Annotated in this window: 25 protein-coding genes; 16 read left to right on the forward strand and 9 right to left on the reverse strand. The window is 70.1% G+C overall.

Annotated features, from left to right (window positions below; translation table 11 throughout):
• Positions 1-132: 132 nt before the first annotated feature.
• Positions 133-1,425 carry an ergothioneine biosynthesis protein EgtB gene (gene egtB, locus TSO352_RS02235; RefSeq protein WP_109105761.1) on the forward strand — a complete coding sequence of 431 codons (1,293 nt, stop codon included), beginning with the start codon at positions 133-135 and terminating at the stop codon, positions 1,423-1,425.
• A 4-nt stretch (positions 1,426-1,429) separates the two neighbouring features.
• On the opposite strand, the gene TSO352_RS02240 is transcribed toward egtB, so the two are convergent.
• Both TSO352_RS02240 and TSO352_RS02245 read right to left on the reverse strand, forming a co-directional pair.
• Positions 1,430-2,755, reverse strand: coding sequence for a DNA polymerase III subunit epsilon (locus TSO352_RS02240; RefSeq protein ID WP_109105762.1), 1,326 nt, complete (start codon positions 2,753-2,755; stop codon positions 1,430-1,432).
• Between the two features lie 112 nt (positions 2,756-2,867).
• Positions 2,868-3,053: a hypothetical protein gene (locus tag TSO352_RS02245; protein WP_109105763.1), complete on the reverse strand. Its 186-nt coding sequence runs from the start codon at positions 3,051-3,053 to the stop codon at positions 2,868-2,870.
• Positions 3,054-3,428: 375 nt separating this feature from the next.
• On the opposite strand from TSO352_RS02245, the gene TSO352_RS02250 reads away from it, so the two are divergent.
• From TSO352_RS02250 to TSO352_RS02290, 9 genes are all read left to right on the forward strand, one after another.
• Positions 3,429-3,878: a hypothetical protein gene (locus TSO352_RS02250; RefSeq protein ID WP_109105764.1), complete on the forward strand. Its 450-nt coding sequence runs from the start codon at positions 3,429-3,431 to the stop codon at positions 3,876-3,878.
• 121 nt (positions 3,879-3,999) lie between these two features.
• Positions 4,000-4,353: a CidA/LrgA family protein gene (locus TSO352_RS02255; protein ID WP_109105765.1), complete on the forward strand. Its 354-nt coding sequence runs from the start codon at positions 4,000-4,002 to the stop codon at positions 4,351-4,353.
• On the forward strand, positions 4,350-5,072 hold the full coding sequence (locus TSO352_RS02260) for an LrgB family protein (protein ID WP_109105766.1): 723 nt from the start codon (positions 4,350-4,352) through the stop codon (positions 5,070-5,072). Before TSO352_RS02255 ends, TSO352_RS02260 begins: the two co-directional genes overlap by 4 nt.
• A 449-nt stretch (positions 5,073-5,521) precedes the next feature.
• Complete coding sequence (leuA, locus tag TSO352_RS02265) at positions 5,522-7,189, forward strand: 2-isopropylmalate synthase (RefSeq protein ID WP_199231512.1); 1,668 nt, start codon at positions 5,522-5,524, stop codon at positions 7,187-7,189.
• A 153-nt stretch (positions 7,190-7,342) separates the two neighbouring features.
• Positions 7,343-8,329, forward strand: a complete 987-nt coding sequence (gene rfaD / locus TSO352_RS02270; protein ID WP_109105768.1) for an ADP-glyceromanno-heptose 6-epimerase — start codon at positions 7,343-7,345, stop codon at positions 8,327-8,329.
• Between the two features lie 11 nt (positions 8,330-8,340).
• Entirely contained in the window at positions 8,341-9,150 is an 810-nt protein-coding gene (lgt, locus tag TSO352_RS02275; protein WP_109105769.1) for a prolipoprotein diacylglyceryl transferase, read from the forward strand.
• Between the two features lie 7 nt (positions 9,151-9,157).
• Positions 9,158-10,285: an SAM-dependent methyltransferase gene (locus TSO352_RS02280; RefSeq protein ID WP_109105770.1), complete on the forward strand. Its 1,128-nt coding sequence runs from the start codon at positions 9,158-9,160 to the stop codon at positions 10,283-10,285.
• A gap of 84 nt (positions 10,286-10,369) precedes the next feature.
• Complete coding sequence (gene pgeF / locus TSO352_RS02285) at positions 10,370-11,137, forward strand: peptidoglycan editing factor PgeF (protein ID WP_109105771.1); 768 nt, start codon at positions 10,370-10,372, stop codon at positions 11,135-11,137.
• Positions 11,138-11,341: 204 nt separating this feature from the next.
• Positions 11,342-12,280, forward strand: coding sequence for a ribose-phosphate pyrophosphokinase (locus tag TSO352_RS02290; protein ID WP_109105772.1), 939 nt, complete (start codon positions 11,342-11,344; stop codon positions 12,278-12,280).
• 75 nt (positions 12,281-12,355) lie between these two features.
• Here the strand turns inward: TSO352_RS02290 and TSO352_RS02295 are convergent, their stop codons facing one another.
• On the reverse strand, positions 12,356-12,556 hold the full coding sequence (locus tag TSO352_RS02295) for a helix-turn-helix transcriptional regulator (RefSeq protein ID WP_109105773.1): 201 nt from the start codon (positions 12,554-12,556) through the stop codon (positions 12,356-12,358).
• A 93-nt stretch (positions 12,557-12,649) separates the two neighbouring features.
• On the opposite strand from TSO352_RS02295, the gene TSO352_RS02300 reads away from it, so the two are divergent.
• Positions 12,650-13,321 (forward strand): LexA family transcriptional regulator, encoded by a 672-nt coding sequence (locus tag TSO352_RS02300; protein ID WP_109105774.1) that lies wholly within the window; start codon positions 12,650-12,652, stop codon positions 13,319-13,321.
• 121 nt (positions 13,322-13,442) lie between these two features.
• Entirely contained in the window at positions 13,443-13,751 is a 309-nt protein-coding gene (locus tag TSO352_RS02305) for a hypothetical protein (protein ID WP_109105775.1), read from the forward strand.
• Positions 13,752-13,755: 4 nt separating this feature from the next.
• Here the strand turns inward: TSO352_RS02305 and TSO352_RS02310 are convergent, their stop codons facing one another.
• The gene (locus TSO352_RS02310; protein WP_109105776.1) at positions 13,756-14,145 is read right to left on the reverse strand and encodes a carboxymuconolactone decarboxylase family protein; all 390 of its coding nucleotides are present in this window, start codon (positions 14,143-14,145) and stop codon (positions 13,756-13,758) included.
• Positions 14,146-14,442: 297 nt separating this feature from the next.
• Between TSO352_RS02310 and TSO352_RS02315 the strand changes: the two genes are divergently transcribed.
• Both TSO352_RS02315 and TSO352_RS02320 read left to right on the forward strand, forming a co-directional pair.
• Entirely contained in the window at positions 14,443-15,192 is a 750-nt protein-coding gene (locus tag TSO352_RS02315; protein WP_247871851.1) for a molecular chaperone TorD family protein, read from the forward strand.
• A 162-nt stretch (positions 15,193-15,354) separates the two neighbouring features.
• Complete coding sequence (locus TSO352_RS02320; RefSeq protein WP_109106628.1) at positions 15,355-17,511, forward strand: ATP-binding protein; 2,157 nt, start codon at positions 15,355-15,357, stop codon at positions 17,509-17,511.
• On the opposite strand, the gene TSO352_RS32810 is transcribed toward TSO352_RS02320, so the two are convergent.
• Both TSO352_RS32810 and TSO352_RS02325 read right to left on the reverse strand, forming a co-directional pair.
• The gene (locus TSO352_RS32810) at positions 17,495-17,698 is read right to left on the reverse strand and encodes a hypothetical protein (RefSeq protein ID WP_146210693.1); all 204 of its coding nucleotides are present in this window, start codon (positions 17,696-17,698) and stop codon (positions 17,495-17,497) included. The genes TSO352_RS02320 and TSO352_RS32810 overlap by 17 nt on opposite strands.
• A 203-nt stretch (positions 17,699-17,901) precedes the next feature.
• Positions 17,902-18,126 carry a hypothetical protein gene (locus tag TSO352_RS02325; protein WP_085090721.1) on the reverse strand — a complete coding sequence of 75 codons (225 nt, stop codon included), beginning with the start codon at positions 18,124-18,126 and terminating at the stop codon, positions 17,902-17,904.
• 293 nt (positions 18,127-18,419) lie between these two features.
• On the opposite strand from TSO352_RS02325, the gene TSO352_RS02330 reads away from it, so the two are divergent.
• Positions 18,420-19,313, forward strand: a complete 894-nt coding sequence (locus TSO352_RS02330) for an NAD(P)-dependent oxidoreductase (protein WP_109105778.1) — start codon at positions 18,420-18,422, stop codon at positions 19,311-19,313.
• Between the two features lie 203 nt (positions 19,314-19,516).
• Positions 19,517-19,885: a hypothetical protein gene (locus TSO352_RS02335; RefSeq protein ID WP_247871852.1), complete on the forward strand. Its 369-nt coding sequence runs from the start codon at positions 19,517-19,519 to the stop codon at positions 19,883-19,885.
• A gap of 90 nt (positions 19,886-19,975) precedes the next feature.
• On the opposite strand, the gene TSO352_RS02340 is transcribed toward TSO352_RS02335, so the two are convergent.
• Genes TSO352_RS02340 through TSO352_RS02350 form a run of 3 tightly spaced genes read right to left on the reverse strand, consistent with a single transcriptional unit; the run spans position 19,976 to position 22,622 of the window.
• Positions 19,976-20,920, reverse strand: a complete 945-nt coding sequence (locus tag TSO352_RS02340; protein WP_109105779.1) for an ABC transporter ATP-binding protein — start codon at positions 20,918-20,920, stop codon at positions 19,976-19,978.
• Positions 20,917-21,915: an HlyD family efflux transporter periplasmic adaptor subunit gene (locus TSO352_RS02345; RefSeq protein ID WP_109105780.1), complete on the reverse strand. Its 999-nt coding sequence runs from the start codon at positions 21,913-21,915 to the stop codon at positions 20,917-20,919. Before TSO352_RS02345 ends, TSO352_RS02340 begins: the two co-directional genes overlap by 4 nt.
• Positions 21,912-22,622 (reverse strand): TetR/AcrR family transcriptional regulator, encoded by a 711-nt coding sequence (locus tag TSO352_RS02350; protein WP_109105781.1) that lies wholly within the window; start codon positions 22,620-22,622, stop codon positions 21,912-21,914. The genes TSO352_RS02345 and TSO352_RS02350 overlap by 4 nt, the downstream gene beginning before the upstream one ends.
• Positions 22,623-22,633 lie beyond the last annotated feature (11 nt).

Below are 22,633 nucleotides of genomic sequence, written 5' to 3' on the forward strand. Positions count from 1 at the left end.
AATTGCGGTGATTGTCGCACCTCTCATGCGTGCATTCCAACCGAAGGCCGGCGGGAGGACACTTTCCGGGTAGGCCCCAGATAGGCCCCAGATAGGCCATTGAGCCGGGCCTCTCATCCGGAGGGACCGATCGTGCCCGACACGCATCCCACCCAGATCGCCGATTCCATTGGGCCGGAGCGCCGCGCGGCGCTCGCCACCCGTTTCCAGAAGGCGCGGTCCCGCACCGCGGAACTGGTGGCTCCCCTGTCGCCGGAAGACCTGATGGTGCAGACCGCACCCTACGGCACCCCGGCGAAATGGCACCTCGCCCATACCAGTTGGCTGTTCGAGGTGGCGGTGCTGATTCCCTTCAGTCCCGGCTACCGCCCCTGCGATCCGACCTTCCTCGACCTGTTCGCGGCGCGCGGCAACCACCCGCATCCACCACCCCGCGCCCTGTCCCGCCCCACCGTGGCGGAGATCATGCGCCACCGCGACCACATCAACGCGGCGGTGCTGCACCTGATCGACCAGGCCGAGGATGGGCGGTGGGAGGCGGTGGCGGCGGCGGTGACCATGGCCGTCGCCCATGAACGCCGCCACCAGGAGCGCATGCTGCTGCACATCAAGCACGCGCTGTGGTGCAACCCGCTGCGCCCCGCCTTCGAACCGCCGCCCGACATTCCCCCGGCCGGCACCCGCCAGGACGGGTGGGTCGAGAAGGCGGGTGGCCTGATCGAGATCGGCCGGCCGACTCCGGTTCCGGGGTTCGACCATGAGGGGCCACGCCACCGCGTCTGGCTCGATCCCTACCGGCTGGCCGCCCGCCCGGTGTCCTGCGGCGAGTTCCTGGACTTCATCAAGGCCGACGGCTACAGCCGCCGCGAACTGTGGCTGTCCGACGGCTGGGACACCGCCCGCGCCGAGGGCTGGAGCGCCCCGCTCTATTGGGAACGCACCGGCAGCGGAGGGGCGGGCGGCTGGCGGATCTTCACCCTCTACGGCATGCGCCCGCTCGACCCGGACGAGCCGGTCTGCCATGTCAGCTGGTACGAGGCCGACGCCTACGCCCGCTGGGCCGGCGCCCGCCTGCCTTACGAGGCCGAATGGGAAGCGGTCGCCGCCGACTGCGACAGCATGGGCAACCTGCTGGGCACCGGCCACCGTCACCCATGCGCCGGGGCCTGCCACGGCGCCGGGCCCTGGCAGATGTGCGGCGACGTCTGGGAATGGACCCGCGACGCCTTCACCCCCTACCCCGGCTATCGCCAGCCCGACGGACCGGACGAGGCGGTGCATGGTCGCTTCGCCATCAACCGCATGGTCCTGCGCGGCGGCAGTTGCCTGACCCCGTTCGACCACGCCGGTCCCTGGACCCGGCACCATCTGCGCCCCGAAAGCCGGCTGTCGGTGACGGGGATCCGCTTGGCGGAGGACGGCTGACCGGTCAGGACGCCGCCGCGCCGCCGGCCATCAGGGCGCGGGCCTGCCCGTGGGTGACGATGCCGCGCTCGCCGAGGCGGGTGAACAGGACGGCGGCCAGTTCGGCCTGCGCCAGCGCTTCGGCCTGCGGCCCGCTCCGCGGCCGGCGCGGCACGGCGAACGCATCGGCCAGTTGGTCGATGGAGGCCCCTGCCAGATTCGGGTCGAGCGCCGCCGCGAGCGCCGCCAAATCCAGCCCTGGCGGCAGCGCCGCTTCGGCCAGCCCGGCCTGCGCGGCGGAGCGCGCCAGCGCAGCCAGCGCGGCGTCGACGCCGACGCCGACGGCGATGCAGTGGTGCAGCGCGTCCTGGATCGCCGGCCACGCCTCGGCAAAGGGACGCTCGCCCGCCACCATGGCGGTGCCGATGCCGTGACGCGCCACCGCCTCGCCCGACACCGGCTCCGCCGGATCGATCAGCAGCGCCATCGAGACGGTGCGGAAGACGCGCGCGCCGGCCAGCCGGACGGTGCCGACCGCGATCACCGGCCCCGATCCCGGCTCCACCCCGGCGGTCGCCACCCACAGCGCCACGAAGGGCAGCGCCGCCAGCGGTTCCTCGTCGCCCAGCGGCGCCGTCGCGTGGGCCGACCGCAGGCTGAGCGTGCGCTTGCCGCTGAGCCCCGGGGCGTGCGCCATGCCGCGCGCCGGAAAGGACAGGATCACCCCGGCGTTCAGGCCGAGATCGGCGACGCGCGCCGACAGCTCGCCCTCCTCCGTCCGCCGCAGCACGGCGGTGACCGGCGCACCGCTGCCGCGCGCCCGTTCGATGGCGCGGGCCAGATCGTCGCGGACCAGGGTCTTGCCGATGTCGGCCCCCTCCTCCACCTCCAGCAGCCGGGCGGCGCCGGGGTTCAGCCGCTCCACCCGCCCCTGTTCGTCGAGCAGCAGCAGCGGGTCGTCGGCCAGCGCCAGCACCGCCAGCACCCCCTTCTCCCAGCGCCCGCCACCGCCCAGCCCCGCGGCCGGACCGTCGGCCCGCGTCAGGCCGGACAACAGCTCCGCCAGACGCGCCACCTCGCCGCCCCGCCCGGTGGCCCAGGGTTCGAGATCAACCCGGCCGCGACCGCCCGACAGACGGTCCGCCAAGCGGCCGAGATCGCCGAAATGGCGGGTCAGCTTGGCGAAGGCGTACCACAGCGCCAGCAACCCGACGCCGCAGATCGACAACCCGCGCACGAAGGCGGTGCGGTCATCGGCCGCCACCTGCGTGATCTCCACGCCCAGAAAGACCAGCGCCGCCGCTGCCGCCGCCAGTGCCAGCATCACCACGCGCCACACCCCGCCCATCATCGGGCCGTCTCCCTGCCGTCAGCCGCCGGGTCTCGTGTCCCGAGTCCCGCGTCGGAGTCTACTTGGCGGAAGCCAAACGGAGAAGCATGGCGGTCGTTCGCCGCGGCAACCGTCAGCGCACGGGCCCGGCACCGCCGGTTCCGGCGACCTGGGCCACCTCCACCGCCAGATCGCCGAGCGCGCCGCGCACCTCGCCCGACAGCGCCAGCAACAGCAGGGCAACGACGGCGACCAGCAGCGCATGGTCCAGGGCGGGAAGGTTCAGGCGGTTGCGCAACAGGCTGTAAAGACGCGGCATCGCGCGAACCTCTTCGGGACAAAAGGAAACGGGTGCGGCGAGGCTCGGTTATCGGCCCGAACAATCCCTTAACGGTGCGACGCTCTTTGCCGGTTGCCCGGTTTTTGTCCCGCCGGCGCACGCCGCGCTATGATTTATGCTGTTCGGCCAAGTTGACGCTGCCGCCTGTTCCTCATCCGATTGGATGCATCTTTTGTTGCCGGATGTGCAAAGCGGGATTACCGCCTTTGCGTAAAATACATAGCAACTCCCGGTCACGCTTTTGCTGTAACTCTGCTGCATTTCCGGGTTTGCCTGTTTGACGGATGATGCTAAGAGTCATCCATCCAACGATATCATTCCTTTCCGCATAGATAATTGCTTGGGAGGCCGGCAATGACTTTGGTCTATCGTCCCCTGCCCTATGGCGGGCACGAAGACCGGCGCACGGGCCGCCACCTGTTCCTGGTGGTTGCCCTTGTCCTCGCCGTTCCGACCGCGGTCGGTGCCGGCTGCACCGTCGACGCCCTGCGCAGCTACGCGGTGGAGGCGCGGCTGTCGCAGGCCGTCGACGCCGCGGCGCTGGCCGGCGGCCGGGTGATGTTCGACACCCAGCGCGACGGCCACATCCGCAGCTTCTTCGACAAGGCTTTCCCGAACGGCTTCCTTGGATCGAACCTGTCGCCGCTGACCATCGCGGAGGACGCGGCGGCCGGGACCCTGACGGTCAGCGCCCACGCCACCGTCAACGCGATCTTCCTGCGCATGTTCGGCAAGAAGGAAGTGACGGTGGAGGCGCAATCCATCGTCCGCCGCGTCGCCCAGCACGCCCGCAAGGTGCAATAGCCGCGGCCCGTCCCGAGCCGCTTGGACGGATTCGGGACTCTCGCATTCGCGGAATGCAGCCCGCGGTCTTCGCGGCTGCGGTAGAAGAACGGGGACCACCCTTCTTCTTCCGGAGTCCGCGATGCTCGGAACGCTGACGCTTCTGCTGCTCTGTCAATTGGCCGGGGAACTGGCCGCCCGCCTGCTGCATCTGCCGGTGCCGGGGCCGGTGCTGGGCATGCTGCTGATGTTCGCCGGCCTGCTGTGGCGCGGCCATGTGCCGGCGGCGGTCCAGGAAACGTCGAGCGGGCTGCTGCGGCACCTGTCGCTGCTGTTCGTTCCCGCCGGCGTCGGGGTGATGACCCACGCCGCCCGGCTGGAGGCGGAAGCGCTGCCCATCCTGATCGCCCTGTTCGGCAGCACCCTGTTCGGCGTCGCGGTGACGGCCAAGGTCATGGCCGCCCTGCTGCGCCGTACCGAGGGGGACGAGCCGTGAGCGCCGATCTCCACCAGATCTGGGTCTATCTGTCGGCCAGCCCGCTGGCCGGGCTGACGCTGACGCTGGTCGCCTACCAGATCGGCCTGTGGGTGTTCGAACGGCTGGGCCGGCGCCCGCTGTTCAACCCGGTGCTGATCGCGGTCGTCCTGCTGGCGGCGGTGCTGACGCTGACCGGCGTCGACTACCGCACCTATTTCGACGGCGCGCAGTTCGTGCATTTCCTGCTGGGGCCGGCGACGGTCGCGCTGGCGGTGCCGCTCCACAACCAGTTCGAACAGGTGCGGCGGTCGGCGGTGGCGCTGCTGGTGGCGCTGCTGGTCGGGTCCGCCGCGTCGGCGCTCAGCGCGGTGGCGCTGGTCTGGGCCTTCGGCGGGTCGCTGGTGACGCTGCTGTCGATCGCGCCGAAATCGGTCACCTCGCCGATCGCCATGGGCGTGTCGGAGCAGATCGGCGGCCTGCCTTCGCTGACCGCGGTGTTCGTCATCATCACCGGCATCATCGCCGGCACCTTCGGCAGCTGGGTGCTGAACCTGGTGCGGGTGAAGGACTGGCGGGCGCGCGGCTTCGGCATGGGGGTGGCGGCGCACGGCATCGGCACCGCCCGCGCCCTGCAGGTCAACGAGGTGGCGGGCGCCTTCGCCGGGCTGGGCATGGGGTTGAACGGGCTGGCGACCGCGCTGCTGCTGCCGACGCTGTATCATCTGTTTTGGGGCTGATCCGGATGAATCGTCCGCGCCACGCACAATCCGGTTGTCGCAATCGAGGCTTGACAGCGTTGCCGCACCTGCGCACAGTGCCGTCCATGATCACCATCGACCGCACGAACGCTCTTCTTCGACTTTTTGGCCCGGCGCTCTGAAGCGTCCGGGTTTGTCGCGTTCGTCCTTCCGTGTCTTCCGGTCGAAGTGTCTGTTCCATGAGCGATGTTTTCAAAGGCGCCGTGTCCGGCGTCGCCCGGCCGGGGCCGGGGCTGCGACTTACCGACGGTCGCTGAGCCACAATCCGGCGGCTCCGCGGCCGTACCCCTCGCCGGTCCCCGCCCTGACAATCCGATCCCGCCGCCCCGGTTTACGAGTCCGGTCTCGACACCGACCTCCCGGGGCCGCCACAGGAGCCGAACGACGCCATGAGCACCGCGACCCAGACCAGCACCGCCATCCCGACCTTGCCGAAGTCGCCCTCCAAATACGCCGCCTTCCCGGCGGTGCAACTGACCGACCGCCAATGGCCGTCGCGCACGCTGGACAAGGCGCCGGCCTGGTGCTCGGTCGATTTGCGCGACGGCAACCAGGCGCTGATCGAGCCGATGGGCCCCGACCGCAAGCGCGCCATGTTCGACCTGCTGCTGCGCATGGGCTTCAAGGAGATCGAGGTCGGCTTCCCCGCCGCCTCGCAGACCGACTTCGACTTCTGCCGCGAGATCATCGACGAGGGCAAGATCCCCGACGGCGTCACCATCCAGGTGCTGACCCAGTCGCGTGAAGAGCTGATCCGCCGCACCTTCGACGGCATCAAGGGCGCCAAGCGCGCCATCGTCCACCTGTACAACTCGACGTCGGAGCTGCAGCGCCGCGTCGTGTTCGGGCTGGACCGCCAGGGCATCGTCGACATCGCCATCGCCGGCACCAAGCTGATCAAGCAACTGGCCGCCGAGACGCCGGACACCGAGATCGTCCTGCAATATTCGCCGGAAAGCTTCACCGGCACCGAGTTGGACTTCGCGGTCGAGATCTGCGAGGCGGTGATGGAGACCTGGGGGGCGTCGTCCACCAACAAGGTCATCCTGAACCTGCCGGCCACGGTCGAGATGTCGATGCCGAACATCCACGCCGACCAGATCGAGTGGTTCTGCCGCCACCTGAAGAACCGCGAGTCGGCGATCATCTCGCTGCACCCGCACAACGACCGCGGCACCGGCGTCGCCGCGGCGGAGCTGGGCCTGCTGGCCGGCGCCGACCGCGTCGAGGGCACCCTGTTCGGCAACGGCGAGCGCACCGGCAACGTCGATGTCGTCACGCTGGCGCTGAACATGTTCACCCAGGGCGTCGATCCGCAGCTGAACATCGACGACATCAACGAGATCGTCCGCGTGTCGGAATACTGCACGCAGTTGCCGGTCCACCCGCGCCACCCCTACGCCGGCGAGCTGGTGTTCACCGCCTTCTCCGGCTCGCACCAGGACGCGATCAACAAGGGTCTGAAGGCGCTGACCAAGTCCAACACCGGCAAGTGGGAGGTCCCGTACCTGCCCATCGACCCGCAGGATCTGGGCCGCAGCTACGAGGCGGTGATCCGCATCAACAGCCAGTCCGGCAAGGGCGGCATCGCCTACATCCTGGAAAAGGACTACGGCCTGCAGATCCCCCGCCGTCTGCAGATCGAGTTCTCCAAGGTCGTGCAGCGCGTCGCCGACGTGTCCGGCAAGGAGCTGTCGCCCGCCGACATCCACGCCGCCTTCAAGGCCGAGTATCTGGACGCCGACACGCCGCTGGAACTGGTCGAGCATTCGACCGAGCCGCGCGGCCCCAACTCCGGCGCCCGCAGCATGAGCGTGGTGATGCGCCGCAACGGTGAGACGATCACCGCCAAGGGCAAGGGCAACGGCCCGATCGACGCCTTCCTCGACGCCCTGCGCCAGGGCTGCGGCACCGACCTGCACGTCGTCGACTACCGCGAGCACGCCATCGGCGCCGGCGAGGACGCCCAGGCCTGCGCCTATGTCGAGGTCAAGACCGGCGACGGCAGCACCCTGTTCGGCGTGGGCATCGACGCCGACATCGTGACCGCCTCGCTGCGCGCGCTGGTGAGCGCGGCGAACCGGTCAGTTCGGTAGGCTGTCGGCACGGCGGCCCCCTCCCTATCCCTCCCCCGCTTTGCGGGAGAGGGGACTGCCGTCTAAGAGCGGGAGGGTGGGGGCACCACCTTGCCCCGCCCGCCCCAGCCGCCTATAAGTCCCGCAGTGCGTCAAGCAACAGCGGGCAGCGGCATGATCGTGGTCACCGGCGGGGCCGGCTTCATCGGGTCCAACCTTGTCGCGGCGCTGGCCGCGCGCGGCGTCACCGACGTGGTCGTGGTCGACCGCTTCCTCGATGGCGAGAAGTGGCAGAACCTCGCCAAGCGCGAGGTCGCCGCCCTGGTGCCGCCCGAACAGACCCTGGCCTTCCTCGACCAGCACGCCGCCGAGATCGACACCGTCTTCCATCTGGGCGCCATCTCCGCCACCACCGAACGCGACGTCGACAAGATCGTCGCCAACAACGTGGCGCTGACGCTGGAACTGTGGCGCTGGTGCGCGTGGCGCGGCTGCCGGCTGATCTACGCGTCCTCCGCCGCCACCTATGGCGACGGGTCCGCCGGATTCGAGGATGACGGGTCGTGCGCGGGACTGGCGCGGCTGCGGCCGCTGAACGCCTATGGCTGGTCGAAGCATCTGGTCGACCGCCGCATCGCCCGCGCCGTCGCCGACCAGGATCTGGTGCCGCCGCAATGGGCCGGGCTGAAGTTCTTCAACGTCTATGGCCCCAACGAAGCCCACAAGGGCGACATGATGAGCGTCGTCGCCAAGCTGCACCCGCAGCTGATGGCCGGCCGGCCCGCCCGCCTGTTCAAGTCGCACAAGGGCGGCTTCGAGGATGGCGGCCAACTGCGGGACTTCATTTACGTCGACGACTGCGTCGCGGTGATGCTGTGGCTCTACGACCATCCGGAGGTCAGCGGCCTGTTCAACGTCGGCACCGGTAAGGCGCGCAGCTTCAAGGATCTGGCGCTGGCGACCTTTTCGGCGCTGGGGCAGCCCCCCCGGATTGAGTACTTCGACATGCCCGAGCATTTGCGCGGCAAATACCAATATTTCACGCAAGCGACGACGGATCGCCTGCGCGCCGCCGGATACGACCAGCCCTTCACCGAGCTGGAAGAGGGTGTCCGGCGCTATGTGCAGGATTTCCTGTCGCAGCCCGACCCGTACCGCTGACCGGAGCCCGCATGCTCGCCATTCCCTTTCCCACCATCGACCCGGTGGCGCTCGCCGTCGGGCCGGTCGTCGTCCGCTGGTACGCGCTGGCCTATCTCGCCGGCTTCGTGCTGGGCTGGCGCTATTGCCTGGGGCTGGCGCGGCTTGACGCCGACCGCCGCCCCTCGCCGGAGGATTTCGACGATTTCCTGACCTGGGCGGTGATCGGCACCATCCTGGGCGGGCGACTGGGTTACGTGCTGTTCTACAACCTGCCCTATTACCTGGAAAACCCGATGGACGCCGTGCAGGTCTGGCACGGCGGCATGTCCTTCCACGGCGGCATGACCGGCGTGCTGGTCGCCATCGGGCTGTTCTGCTGGCGCCGCGGCATCTCCGCCTTCACCTTCGGCGACATCATCGCCGCCTGTGCGCCGATCGGGCTGTTCTTCGGCCGCATCGCCAACTTCATCAACGGCGAGCTGTATGGCCGGCCGGCGCCCGACTTCGCCTACGCCATGGTGTTCCCGCGCGACCCGCTGCAGGTGCCGCGCCACCCCAGCCAGCTCTACGAAGCGGCGCTGGAAGGGCTGGTGCTGTTCATCCTGCTGGCCGTCGCCATCCGTGTCCCGGCGATCCGCCACCGGCCCGGCACCGTCGGCGGGCTGTTCCTGATCGGCTACGCCCTGTCGCGCATCGCCGTCGAGTTCTTCCGCGAACCCGATCCGCAGCTGGGCTTCCTGTTCGCCGGGGCGACGATGGGCCAGCTGCTGTCGCTGCCGATGCTGGCGATCGGGCTGTGGCTGGTCCTGCGCGGTCGCCGCCACGCCATCACGGCCTGACCCGGCGATGACCGCCGACACCGACAGCCTGGCGCGTCTGCTGGCCCGCCGCATCGTCATCGACGGGCCGCTCAGCGTCGGCGCCTTCATGGCGGAGGCGCTGGGGCATCCGCGCTTCGGCTACTACATGCGCCAGGACCCGTTCGGCGCCGGCGGCGACTTCACCACCGCGCCGGAGATCAGCCAGATGTTCGGCGAGCTGGTCGGGCTGTGGTGCGTCGACAGCTGGGCACGGCTGGGCGGTCCCGGCCCCTTCCATCTGGTGGAGCTGGGGCCCGGCCGCGGCACGCTGATGGCCGACGCGCTGCGCGCCGCGGCGGTGCTGCCGCTGTTCCGCGACAACGCCATCGTCCATCTGGTCGAAACCAGCCCGACCCTGCGCGACCGCCAGCGCCAGACGCTCCAGCCCATTCTCGGCGACCGGGTCCAGTGGCACGATCGGCTGGAGGAGGTGCCCGAGGGCCCGACCATCCTGGTCGCCAACGAGTTCTTCGACGCCCTGCCGATCCGGCAGGTGCAGAAGACCGCCCATGGCTGGTTCGAGCGGCTGGTCGATCTCGACCCCGCCGCGACGGAGGAGGCTCCGCGCTTCCGCTTCGTGCTGGAGGCGTTCGGCAGTTCCGGCAGCCGGCTGGTGCCGGACCGCCTGCGCGACGCCGCCGACGGCAGCGTGGTCGAGGTCTCTCCCGCGTCGCAGGCGGTGGCCGGGGCCATCGGCGCCCGGCTGGCCGCAGCGCCCGGTGCGGCGCTGGTCATCGACTATGGCTATGCCCACGGGCCGGCGATCGGCGACACGCTGCAGGCGCTGCGCCGCCACGCCTTCGCCCCGGCGCTGGAGTCGCCGGGCGAGGTCGACCTGACCGCGCATGTCGACTTCGCCGCCATCGCCGCCGCGGCGCGGGCGGCCGGCGCCGAAAGCTTCGGCCCGGTCGACCAGGGCGACTGGCTGTGCCGGCTGGGCATCCGCCAGCGCGCCGCCGCCCTGGCCGCCGCCGCCACCCCGGCCCAGGCGCAGGACATCCGCGGCGCGCTCGACCGCTTGATCGAACCGGCGCAAATGGGCACGCTGTTCAAGCTGGTCGCGCTGGCCACGCCCGGCGCCTTCGCCGACGGAAACCCGCCGGCCGGCTTCTGAACGGCGGAAAACGCACGTGGACATCGGCACCGGCGCATCGCGGACCTTCGACGGAAGGCCACAGATTAGGGAAGGACGGCGTTCGTGATCACACTCGGCGCGCTGAACGACATCACCCACATCCGCCACGCCTTCTTCACCCGCACCGGCGGGGTGTCGGCCGGGCTGTACGCGTCGCTGAACTGCGGCCTCGGCTCCAACGACACGCCGGCCGCGGTGCATGAGAACCGCGCCCGCGCCGCCGCCCGGATGGAGGTGCCGGCCAGCCACCTCGTCACCTGTTATCAGGTCCACAGCCCGACCTGCGTCGTGGTCGAGGAGCCGTGGACGCCGGAAACCGCGCCCAGGGCCGACGCCATGGCGACCCGGCAGGCCGGCATCGCGCTGGGCATCCTGACCGCCGACTGCGCGCCGGTGCTGTTCGCCGACAGCAAGGCCCGGGTGATCGGCGCCGCCCACGCCGGCTGGAAGGGCGCCAAGGGCGGCGTCATCGAGGCCACCGTGGCGCGGATGGTCGAGTTGGGCGCCAAGCCCGGCCGCATCGTCGCCTGCATCGGCCCCTGCATCGCCCAGCGTTCCTACGAGGTCGGGCCGGAGTTCCCCGCCCCCTTCGAAGCAGAGGACGAGCGCAACCGCGACTATTTCGCCCCGGCGCGCAAGCCCGGCCATTTCCTGTTCGACTTGGCGGCCTATGTCACCCGCCGGCTGGGCGATTCCGGGGTGACGGTGATCCAGCGTTGCCCGAACGACACGGTCGCCGAGGAAGACCGCTTCTTCAGCTACCGCCGGTCCTGCCTGCGCGGGGAATCCGACTATGGCCGCGGGCTTTCGGCCATCGTCCTGCAGAGCTGAAACCATCACGTTTTAGAGGATTTCCGGGGTTGCGGTCATGCCGTCGGTGCAGGGCCGCCTTCCCCAATGGGGAAACCCCTCACCGTCATGGAACGTTTACATGGGCACAGCCCTTTGTTATGGTCCGCCCCGTTTTCAAGGGGCGGCGACGCGCAAGCGGCGGACGTGCCTTGAGCCGTACCCCTGCAAAGAGAGCCGACCCCGATGAAGGTGCTTGCCGGCAACAGCAACCGTCCGCTGGCCGAGGCGATCTCCACCTGTCTCGGCGTGCCGCTGACCAAGGCCAGCGTCCGCCGTTTCTCCGACATGGAGGTGTTCGTCGAGATCCTGGAGAACGTGCGCGGCGAGGACGTGTTCGTCGTCCAGTCGACCTCGTTCCCGGCCAACGACAACCTGATGGAACTGCTGGTGACGATCGACGCGCTGCGGCGCGGGTCGGCCCGGCGCATCACGGCGGTCATCCCCTACTATGGCTATGCCCGGCAGGATCGCAAGACCGGCCCGCGCACGCCGATCTCGGCCAAGCTGGTCGCCAACCTGATCACCCAGGCCGGCGCCAACCGCGTGCTGACGATGGACCTGCACGCCGGTCAGATCCAGGGCTTCTTCGACATCCCGACCGACAACCTGATGGCGGCCCCGGTGTTCGAGAAGGACATCCGCCACGCCTTCGAAGGCAGCGTGGACGAGGTCACCATCGTGTCGCCGGACGTCGGCGGCGTGGTGCGCGCCCGCGCCCTGGCCAAGCGTCTGGATGCCGACCTCGCCATCATCGACAAGCGGCGCGAGCGCGCCGGCGTGTCGGAGGTGATGAACATCATCGGCGACGCCCAGGGGCGCCGCTGCATCCTGATCGACGACATCGTCGACTCCGGCGGCACCCTGTGCAACGCCGCGGTCGCGCTGATGGAAGCCGGTGCCAAGTCGGTCCACGCCTACTGCACCCACGGCGTGCTGTCCGGCGGTGCGGTCGCCCGCGTCGCCGTGTCGCCGCTGGTGCAGCTGGTCACCACCGACAGCATCCAGGCGACCGAGGCGGTGCGCGTGTCGCGCAACACCCGCCAACTGACCATCGCCCCGCTGATGGCCGAAGCGATCATGCGCATCAGCGAGGAACGGTCGGTTTCCAGCCTGTTCTCGTAAGAGCGTCGCGTCCAGGAAAAGGCCCTGTCCCGGTGGGACGGGGCCTTTTTTGTTGCCCGGCGCCGCGCCCCGCCCTTACCCCTCCCCCGCCAAGCCATGGAAGTCGTTCGCCGTCACCTGTCCGCCGGTGGCGGCGGCGATGCGCGCCATCACCGCCGGGCGCGGGACACGGCGGCCATGGCGGTAGCGGTTGACCGTGGCCTGACTCGTCCCGATCAGGGCGGCGAAAGCCTCTTCCTTCGTTGCGGTCCGGGTGAGCCAATCGTCGAGCGTCATACCGCAATGGTTTAAACCAAGGTGGGTTCTGCGCGCAACCGGATTTATTCCACGGCCATGGACTTTCCAAAGCCGTTTTGGTATGAAGGCGGCATGACCACCATGCGTGAACTGCGGCAGGCCGCCGGCTTGAGCCAGGAGAAGCTGGCCGAACTGGCGGGCACCTCGCAGCCCCAGATCAACAAGCTGGAAACCGGCCAGCGCAAGATGACCGTCGATTGGGCGGTGAAGCTGGCCCAGCCGCTGGGGGTGGAGCCGACGGCGCTGCTTGGCCTCGATGCACCGGCCGTTGCCGCGACGCCGCGCACCGCCCGCAAGCCGGTGCCGGCGCTGCTGCGCACCGTCGCGGCCCCGGCCATCGACGGCTCGGCGGCGTCCCAGATCGCGCCGATGCCGGTGCGCGCGGCGGCACGGGGCGGCGTCGACCAGGAGATGTTCCTGGAGGACGGGCCGATCGACTGGATCGCCCGGCCCGACTATCTGAAGAACGCGCGCGATCCCTACGCGATGTATGTCGTCGGCGAATCGATGATGCCGCGCTTCCGTCCGGCCCAGTTGCTGCACGTCAACCCGCACAAGCCGCCGGCGCCGGGGGCCGGCGTCGTGGTGGTCAAGCGCAACAAGGCGGTGCTGGTGAAGGAGTTCGTCCGCCGCGGCCCGGACGCGGTGACGCTGCGCGAATACCAGCCGGCCGACCGCGAGTTCGCGGTGGCGCTGGAAGACCTCGACACCCTGCACACCGTCGTCGGCCTGCAGGAACCCTGATCGCGGCGGCCCGCCCGTCATACCGATCCGGTATCGGCTTCTTCTGGAAATAAAAGTCCGTTTTGGACTATTCCTTGTGCAGCGGCCCGATGGGCGGGCCGCTGCACAAGGAGACACTGCGATGCCCCAGCCCTACCCCCGCTTCCATCCCGGCCCGTCGGGCGGGCGCCTCGACGGCTTCAGCGAGCGCGGCGCCCGCGAACTGGCGCGCCGCATCCGCGACGCCTGGGCCAGGATCGGCTGGGACGTCGAGGTGCGCGTCGAGCGCATCGCCAGCGAGGAGCTGAACGACGGCCGCAGCATCGCCCATTTCACCGTCCGCAGCGACCTGATCAACGGGCTGCCGCAGCGGCGGCTGAGCGACGCCCCGGCCCGACCGGCACCGCAACCCGCCGTCCGGCCGGTCCGCGTCGGGGAACTGGCCGCCTGACCGCTCACTTCAGGCGGTCGTCCAGCTCCACCTGATAGCCGACGGCCAGCCGGTTGGTCTCGTTGGCCATGCCCACCACCGCCAGCAGCTCGCCGAACTGCGCGTCCGTCATCCCCAGCCGGCGCGCCGCCGCCTCGTGCGAGCGGATGCAATACTGGCAGTTGTTGGTGACGCTGACCGCGACGAAGATCAACTCCTTCACCAGCGGGTCGAGCGCGCCCGGCGCCATCACCTCCTTCAGGCTGTCCCAGGTCCGCTTCAGGGTCGGCGGGTGGTGGGCGATCATCTTCCAGAAATTGTTCACGTCCGGGACGTCGCGCGTCGCCTTGATGTCGTCGTAGACGGCGCGCACCTCGGGCCCGGCGTCGGCCTGCTCGATCGGGGGCAGCGGCATGATGGCGGTTCTCCTGTTGGAAAGGGTCCGCCGATAAGGCCGGACAAAATGCCGCAAAGCAATCATCGGCCTATACCCTCGGCATCCCGTACAACCAGTCCTTCGGCCACATTGACCGCCGCTCGCCCCGCTGGTAGTACATGCGGCCAATCAGTCGCGCAAACAGTCGGGCCGCCACACCCGGCGGCCGTCGACAAAAACGAAGACGTTCAGAACACGAAGTCCATTCGTGCAGCGTTCCCATGCGGCCCGGTTCCGGCTCCCGCCCGGCTTGGCCCGAACGCCGGGAGGAACAGCGTGGAGAGCACGGTTCTGCAGGCGGCGGCACTGCCGCCCTGCCATGGCGATTTCCCGTTCCCAGCATCCCGCGACACCGCCGAGGCGCTGCGCCGGCTGGCCCTGTTCCACGCCGCCGAGCCGACCCCCGCCTTCTTGGAAGAGTTGCGGCGCAAGCCGGTCGGCCGCAGCGCGCTGGCGCTCGACCGCGACGACGCGATCCAGGCGGCGGCCCTGATCGACGAGGTGGTGAGCGACCTGCCCGACCGGATCACCCGCCGGTCGGTCGCCCCGCTGTGCGCCGATTTCGCCGCCATCCACCGCACGCTCGAGCATGCCGCCTGCCCGACCGAGGCGCCGTGGCTCGACGAACGGGCGCGCGCCGACTCCGCGGCGTCGCTGCGCCGCTGGCGGTGCGGGCTGGAGGCGGAGTTGCGCCGGCCGCCGCTGGACCAGTGGCCCGACGACCATCTGGCGCCGCAACTGGCCCTGCTCGCCGCCCTGCTCGACCAGGGCCGGACCGGCGACGCGACCCGCTTCCTCGACCGCCATCCGCTGTCCTGGGCCCCGGGGTTCTGCAGCCGGGTCGCCACCCGCTGCCGGGAGCCCTTCTATGCCGGGGTCGCCATCCTGACCAACGCCCATCTCGACGACCTGCGCGACCGGCTGGGCGCCGCCGGCGGCCTGCCGCGTCCGAGTGACGATGGCGCGGACATCCGCCGGCGCCGCTGGACCGAGGGCCGCTTCCCACGGGCCTGCACCTGCGATTGACGATCGTCGGCCGCTTGCCGGAAGTTAGAATTGCCCTTGCTGCGTTGCATCGGCGATGGTGGGGGATGGCGGGCCGCGCCGGCGTTTCCGCGACGATGCCGTTTCGTCGTGGATTTGGTCGTGGGTTCTCGTCGTGGACCGGCTCTCGCGCTCTGGATGGTGATGCCTTTTCGCAGCCTCGACAGTTTTGTGAACCGCACGGGATCGCTGCGGCTGCTGCGCCTTCTGCTGGCGGTATCGGTGGCGTTGCCCCTGGTTCTGTTCGCCGGCATCGGCTGGCGCGAACGGTCGGAGGCGCAGACCGAGGCCGAACAGAACGGCCACAAGAACGCGCTGATCCTGCACGAGCATGTGCTGAAGGTGTTCGACACGCTGGCGCAGGTGCTGGACCGGGTCGACGAGCGCATCCGCGGCGAGGACTGGGGCGCGATCGCCGCATCCGAAGCCCTGCACCGCTACCTGCGGACGCTGACCGGCGAGCTGGACCAGGTCAGCGCCATCGGCGTCACCGATCCCGAGGGGGTGGTGCGCAACTCCAGCCTCGGCTTCCCACCCCGCAACCTCTATGTCGGCGGCAGCGCCGCCTTCCGGGAACAGCGCGAACGCGACGCCGGCCTGCTGATCGGCGGTTCGATCACCGACCCGGTCAGCCGGAAGCCCAGCTTCGGCATCAGCCGCCGCCGCAGCAGCCCCGGCGGCCCGGATGGCACCTTCGATGGCCTGATCAACGCGACCGTCGATCCCGACTATTTCGCCCGCTTCTACCAGCGCGTCCTCAACACCGACGGCGAATCGGTCAGCCTGGTGCGCGAGGACGGGCAGATCCTGATGCGTTATCCGGCGTTCGGCTTCGACGCGCCGGTGATGCTGCCGCCCGACCGCGGCCTGCTGGCGGAACTGCGGCAACGACCGGACGAAGGGGTGTTCCGCGCCGACAGCTATGTCCAGGGCGTCGACCGCCTGTTCGCCTACAAGCGGGTTGGCGACTTTCCGGTCTACGTCGTCTATGGCCTGGATCAGGCGCAGGTCGCCCGCGGCTGGTGGCGCAACATGGCGCTGGACGCCGCCTTCGTCGCCCCGGCGACGCTGGCGCTGGCGTTGATCGCCTGGCTGGCCTACAGCCGCGCGGTGTCCGAAAGCGCCGCCGTCCGCCGCTGGGCCGAGGAGGCGCGCAACCGCGAACGGCTGGAGGACGCGCTGCGCCAGTCGCAGAAGATGGAGGCGCTGGGCCAGTTGACCGGCGGCGTCGCCCACGACTTCAACAACCTGCTGACCGCCGCGCTCGCCAACCTGCATCTGATGGGCCGCCTGCTGCCGGCGGAAGGGCAGCGCTTCCTGGCCGGCGCCAACACCGCGCTGGAGCGGGCGGAGAAGCTGACCCGCCAATTGCTGTCCTTCTCGCGCCAGGAGGCGGTGAACCCGACGGTGGTCGATCTCGGCGACAGCCTGCGACGGATGGCCGACCTGCTGGAACGGTCGGTCCGCGCCGACATCGCGCTGGAATGGGACATCGCGGCGGCGCCGATGGCGGTCGCCGTCGATCCGGTGCAGTTGGAAATGGCCGTGCTGAACCTGGTGCTGAACGCCCGCGACGCCATGCCCGACGGCGGCCGCATCCGGATCACCGCCGGCCCCGCGGCCGCGGGGCTGCGCACCGCGCGGATCGAGGTGGTCGACACCGGGTCCGGCATGCCGCCGGAGGTGGTCGCCCGCGCCTTCGACCCCTTCTTCACCACCAAGGGCGTCGGCAAGGGCACCGGGCTGGGGCTGTCGATGGTCTACGGCTTCGCCCGCCAGTCGGGCGGCAACGCCGGGATCGACAGCCGGCCGGGCGCCGGCACCCGCGTGCACATCGACCTGCCGCTGACCGACGCGCCGCCACCCGCCACCCCCACGATCGCGACCGCGCCGGCCGTGGCGCCGGACCAGCCGCTGCGCATCCTGCTGGTGGAGGACAACGCGCTGGTGCTGCTGGCGACGGTGGAGGGGCTGACCCTGGAGGGCTTCACCGTCGAAACCGCCGAGCACGGCGTCGCCGCGCTGGAATTGCTGGAGCACGACACCGACTTCGATCTGGTGGTGTCGGACGTGGTGATGCCGCACGGGGTGTCGGGCATCGACCTCGCCCGCCGCATCCGCGAGCGCTGGCCACATCTGCGCGTGCTGCTCGCCTCGGGCTACAGCCCGGAATCGCTGGCGACCATGGGCGCCGACACCGCGTCGGTCCTGGCAAAGCCGTTCACGCCCGACCAGTTGGCCGCGCGCATCCGCACCATCGTCGCCTCCACGCCGCCGGACCGGGTCAGATCAGGGCACTGAGGAACATCGGCGCCCACATCGCCATGCACCAGACCAACCCCAGGCACAGGCCGCGCGTCAAATCGTCGAAGGTCGGCGATTCCAGACGGTGCAGGCTCCACATCGCGTTCAGTTCACTGGGTGTGGGCGGCGAATCGGCGGACGGATGGCGGGCGCAGTCGCGCCGGTGTGGGTCGCGTGACGGCATGGCGAAGCCCTCGCAGGAAAAGCGGAACGCCCAACAAGCTTGTGCCCGCGGCGGCGTCCGGCCAGCCTGTCTTCCGTCATCGGCGCTATTTTGTCGGCATACGAAAAAAGGCCGCCACCCGCTGGACGGATGGGGCCTTTTTGCCGTGCCGGTGCCCGATCGGGCCGTCTCCGGGCCGGAGGCGGCTCAACCGGAGCGGGGCATCACTTGCCGGGGCGAATCACCGGGGTGAGCTGGTCGCCCCAGTTGCCGGCCTCGTTGTGATAGCGAGCGGTGCGCATCAGCTCCACGGTCACACCGGCCTCGACCGCCTTGACGACGGCGTCGTTCAGGCGGTGCAGGTTGTTGGCGACGATGCGGATGGCGCTTTCCTGCTCCGGAGTCAGCTCCGAACGGTCGTCCGGCGGCGCGTCCTTGAATCCCGACATGCGATGTTCCTTCCCCTGATTTTCGAACCGGCCCCTGGCTGCGGGCCGATCATGGTCCTGGACGTGGTCATGATCTTGCCCGGCGTCCGGTGCCGGTGTTCCTGATGTACCACATTGTGCGGCCGCGACAAAGTTCCCGACGCGCCAACCTGTTGCGACCATTGGCCTGTTGCACCTCCCCGGCAATTGCCGGCCGCGTCGACGCCGCGGCGTTTGATCGCCACGCGGTCACGCCGTAGGTTGACCGCTCCACAACGATAAGACACCCCTCCTCCTCCGAGCGGACTCACGCCATGACCACGCAAGCACCCACCGACCGCAGCACCGCCCCGCGCAAGGTCGCCTTCCTCGGCCTCGGCACCATGGGCTTCCCGATGGCCGGCCATCTGGCCAAGGCCGGCCACACCGTCACCGTCTACAACCGCACCGCCGCCAAGGCCGATGCCTGGGTCGCCGCCCATGGCGGCCGCGCCGCCGCCACGCCGGAAGAGGCGGCGACCGGGGCCGACGCGGTGTTCCTGTGCGTCGGCGGCGACGACGACGTCCGCGCCGTCGCGACCGAGGCGATCACCGCCATGGCCCCCGGCGCCGTCATCGCCGATCATTCCACCGTGTCGGCCGCCGTGTCGCGCGAGATGGACGGGGTGGCCCGCGCCCACAAGGTCTTCTTCCTCGACGCGCCGGTGTCGGGCGGACAGGCGGGGGCGGAGAACGGCGCGCTGACGGTGATGGTCGGCGGCGACGCCGACGCCTTCGCCCGCGCCCAGCCGCTGATGGCCGCCTATGGCCGTTCGGTCGTCCACATGGGCCCGTCGGGCGCCGGGCAGTTGACCAAGATGGTCAACCAGATCTGCATCGCCGGGCTGGTCCAGGCGCTGGCGGAAGGCATGAGCTTCGCCCAGAAGGCCGGGCTGGACGGTCACAAGGTGGTCGACGTGATCTCCAAGGGGGCGGCGCAGTCCTGGCAGATGGACAACCGCGCCCGCACCATGCTGGACGGCCGCTTCGACTTCGGATTCGCCGTGGACTGGATGCGCAAGGACCTGGGCATCGTCCTGGACGAGGCGCGGCGCAACGGCGCCACGGTGCCGGTGACCGCGCTGGTCGACCAGTTCTACGCCGACGTGCAGGCGATGGGCGGCAACCGGCTCGACACCTCCAGCCTGATGAAGCGCCTGACGCGCTGACCGGGCCGGCGACGGCGGCCCGTCTGCCGGCCTCCACCCTTGTGGACGCTGCGGCAGGCGGGTCGTCACGGCCGGGCTCCGTTACTCGAAAGAAATAATCCGTTTAGAGTCAGACCAAAAATTCTATTACCTTTGTATATTGACCGAATGGACATTCTGTGGCCAATATCGGGAGGATTTTATCTTTATCTACGGAGATCATCTTGAAGACTATCGCCGCCAAGGCCCTGCTGGTTGCGTCCTCGCTGTTCCTGATGCATGGCGCTGCCTTTGCCGGCCAGCAGGACTTCACCATCGTCAACAAGACCGGCTATCCGCTGAAGCACATCTATGTGTCGGAGACGCACAGCAACAGCTGGGATGAGGACATCCTGGGCCGCGACGTTCTGAACGACGGCGAGTATTTCGAGGTCGCGTTCGGCAAGGCCGAGAAGACCTGCAAGTGGGACATGAAGGTCGCCTACGACGACGGTGAGACCGCCGTCTGGGAAGGCCTGGACCTCTGCCAGATCTCCAAGCTGACCCTGAAGTGGAACAAGAGCACGGGCGTCACCTCCGCCGTCAAGGAGTGATGCCGCCCGGGTCGCCGGCCTCTCCCGGACGACGGGACGGCCGGTGGCCCGGTTCGGGTGCTTCCGCCGGGCGGAATCCGTTGTTCCTTCCTAGCGGAAGTTGTCGGTGCTGCGGTTCATCAGGTGGATGAAGACGTCTTCCAACGTCGGCTCCGTCGCGGTGATCCGCAGGTCCGGCCGCCCCCTCCAGGGGCTCAACGCGGCGTCGAGCGCCGCGGCGTCGGTGCCGCTGACGTGCAGCCGGCTGCCGAAGACCGCCACCATCTCCACCCCCGGCTTGCCCTCCAGCTCCGCCGCGATCCGGTGCAGGCCGGCGCCGCCGACCAGACGGGTGTGCAGCCCGGAATCGGCGACCACCCGGTCGACCGTGCCGTTGGCCATCAGCGTGCCGTAGGCGATGTAGGCGATGCGGTGGCAGCGTTCCGCCTCGTCCATGTAGTGGGTGCTGACCAGCACCGTCAGCCCCTCGCCGGCCAGCCGGTGGATCTCGTCCCAGAATTCCCGCCGCGCCTTGGGATCGACACCCGCCGTCGGTTCGTCAAGCAACAGCAGCTTGGGCTCGTGCAGGATGCAGGCGGCCAGCGCCAGCCGCTGTTTCCAGCCGCCCGACAGCTCGCCGGCCAACTGCGTGCGGCGGTTGGCCAGCCCCAGCCGTTCCAGCGCCTCCGTCACCCGCCGCCGCCGGTCGGGCAGGTCGTACATGCGGGCGACGAAATCGAGATTCTCGGCGATGCTCAGATCCTCCCAGAAGCTGAACTTCTGGGTCATGTAGCCGACCTGCCGCTTGATCGCGGCGCTGTGCCGGCGGATGTCGAGACCGAGGCAGGTCCCCTCCCCGGCATCGGGGGTCAGCAGCCCGCACAGCAGGCGGATCGTCGTCGTCTTGCCCGAGCCGTTCGGGCCGAGAAAGCCGTAGATCTCCCCGGTTTCCACCCGGATCGACACGTCATCGACGACGGTCTTGGTGCCGAAGCGCTTCACCAGCCCCCGCACGTCGATGGCGGGGGTGGGGGCCGCCACATCGTCCCCGCTCACCGCGCCGCCTCCACCGTCATCGGCCAGACATCGACCGGCAGGCCCGGGTTGAGCGGACGCCCTGCCCCGCCGACCGCCGGGTTTTCCACCCGCGCCTCCACCCGGAAAACCAGCTTTTCCCGGCTGCCGATGCTGTAGATCACCGGCGGCGTGTATTCGGTCTGCGAGGCGATCCGCGTCACCCGCGCCGACAGGCCGGCCGGGCAACCGTCGCAGCGCACCGACAGGGCCGCCCCCGGCGCCACCCCGGCCATCGCCGTTTCCGGGACGAACAGCACCAGCTTCACCCGCTCCGGCGGCAGCAGCGACACCACCGGCGAACCGGCCGGCACCCATTCGCCGGGGTTGTAGAGCGTGTCCTCGACCAGCGCGTCGCCGGGTGCGACGGGCGCCAGATCGGTCAGCCGCCGCTCCGCCTGCGCCAGCGCCGCCTCGGCCTGGGTGACCGCCTCGTCGGCGGCGCGCAGCTGGTCGGGCCGGGCCGGCAGCACGGCGACGGTCAGTTGCGCCTGCGCCTCCGCCAGTTGGCCGCGGTCGCGGTCGTAGGCGGCGCGCGCCTGGTCGAGCTTGTCGGTGGAGCTGACCTTGCGGGCGACCAGCTCCTGCTGGCGCGTCAGCTCGGCGGTGGAATAACGCAACGCCGCCTCGGCCTGGGTCTTCTGCGCGGCCAGCACCGCCACCTCCTGCGGCCGCTTGCCGGTGGAGAGGTCGGCGCGCTGCGCCCGGGCCTGCGCCAGCGCCGCCGCCAGCCGGTCGCGCTCGGCCAGCGCGGTGGTGCGGTCGATGGTGAACAGCGGCGCCCCGGCCACCACCCGCGCGCCGCGGGCGACCGACAGGCGCTCCAGCGTTCCGGCGGCGGGGGCGGCGATGCGCAGATACTCGCCCTCGACATAGCCGTGGGCCAGCGGCGGCGGCGGCCCCGACCCGAAGGACAGTCCGAGCGACAGGGCCAGCGCCCCCAGCCCGTTCGCCGCCCAGTCCCACAGCGCGCTCATGATGCGCCTCCGCCGCTATCGTCGCCCGGACCGTCGTCCGGGCCGCCATCCGGGCCGCCGCGCAGCAGCACCCGCCGCAGATGGTCCAGATGGGTGCCGACCAGCGCCGGCACGTCCAGCGGCGCGTTGCCGTCCACCCCGTCGAACGAGGTGCGCCAGACCGCGCTCATCAGCAGCGGCGCGACGATCAGGCGGACGGTGTGGTCGATGTCGACCGGGCGGAACTCCCCGCGGTCGATGCCCCGCCGCAACAGCGCGGCCAGCAGGCCGAAGCCGCGGCGGATCACCTCGCGGTGGTAGAAGGCGGCAAGCTCGGGGAAATTTCCGGCCTCGGCGATCACCAGCCGGGGAATCGCCGCCGCCCGCGTCGTGGCGATCAGGCCGGCGACCATGCGCAACAGCCGCTCCAGCAGCGGGAAGCACGGCCCCGGCGCCCCGGCCACCAGCGCTTCGGCCTGTTCCAGGTTGGGCAGGATGGCGGCGCGGATCACCGCCTTGAACAGGTCGTCCTTGCTGGGAAAATAGAGGTAGAGCGTGCCCTTGCTGACCCCGGCGCGGGCCGCCACCTCCTCCAGCCGCGCGGCGGCGAAACCGCGCTCGGTGAAGACGTCCATCGCCGCGGCGACGATCTCCTGCGGCCGGGCGTCCTTGCGGCGGCGCCAGCGGGGTGCGGGGTGTGGCGGTGATGGCGGGTCGGGATCGGGCATGGCGCGCCCCT

The organism is Azospirillum sp. TSO35-2 (assembly GCF_003116095.1).
Lineage (GTDB): Bacteria > Pseudomonadota > Alphaproteobacteria > Azospirillales > Azospirillaceae > Azospirillum.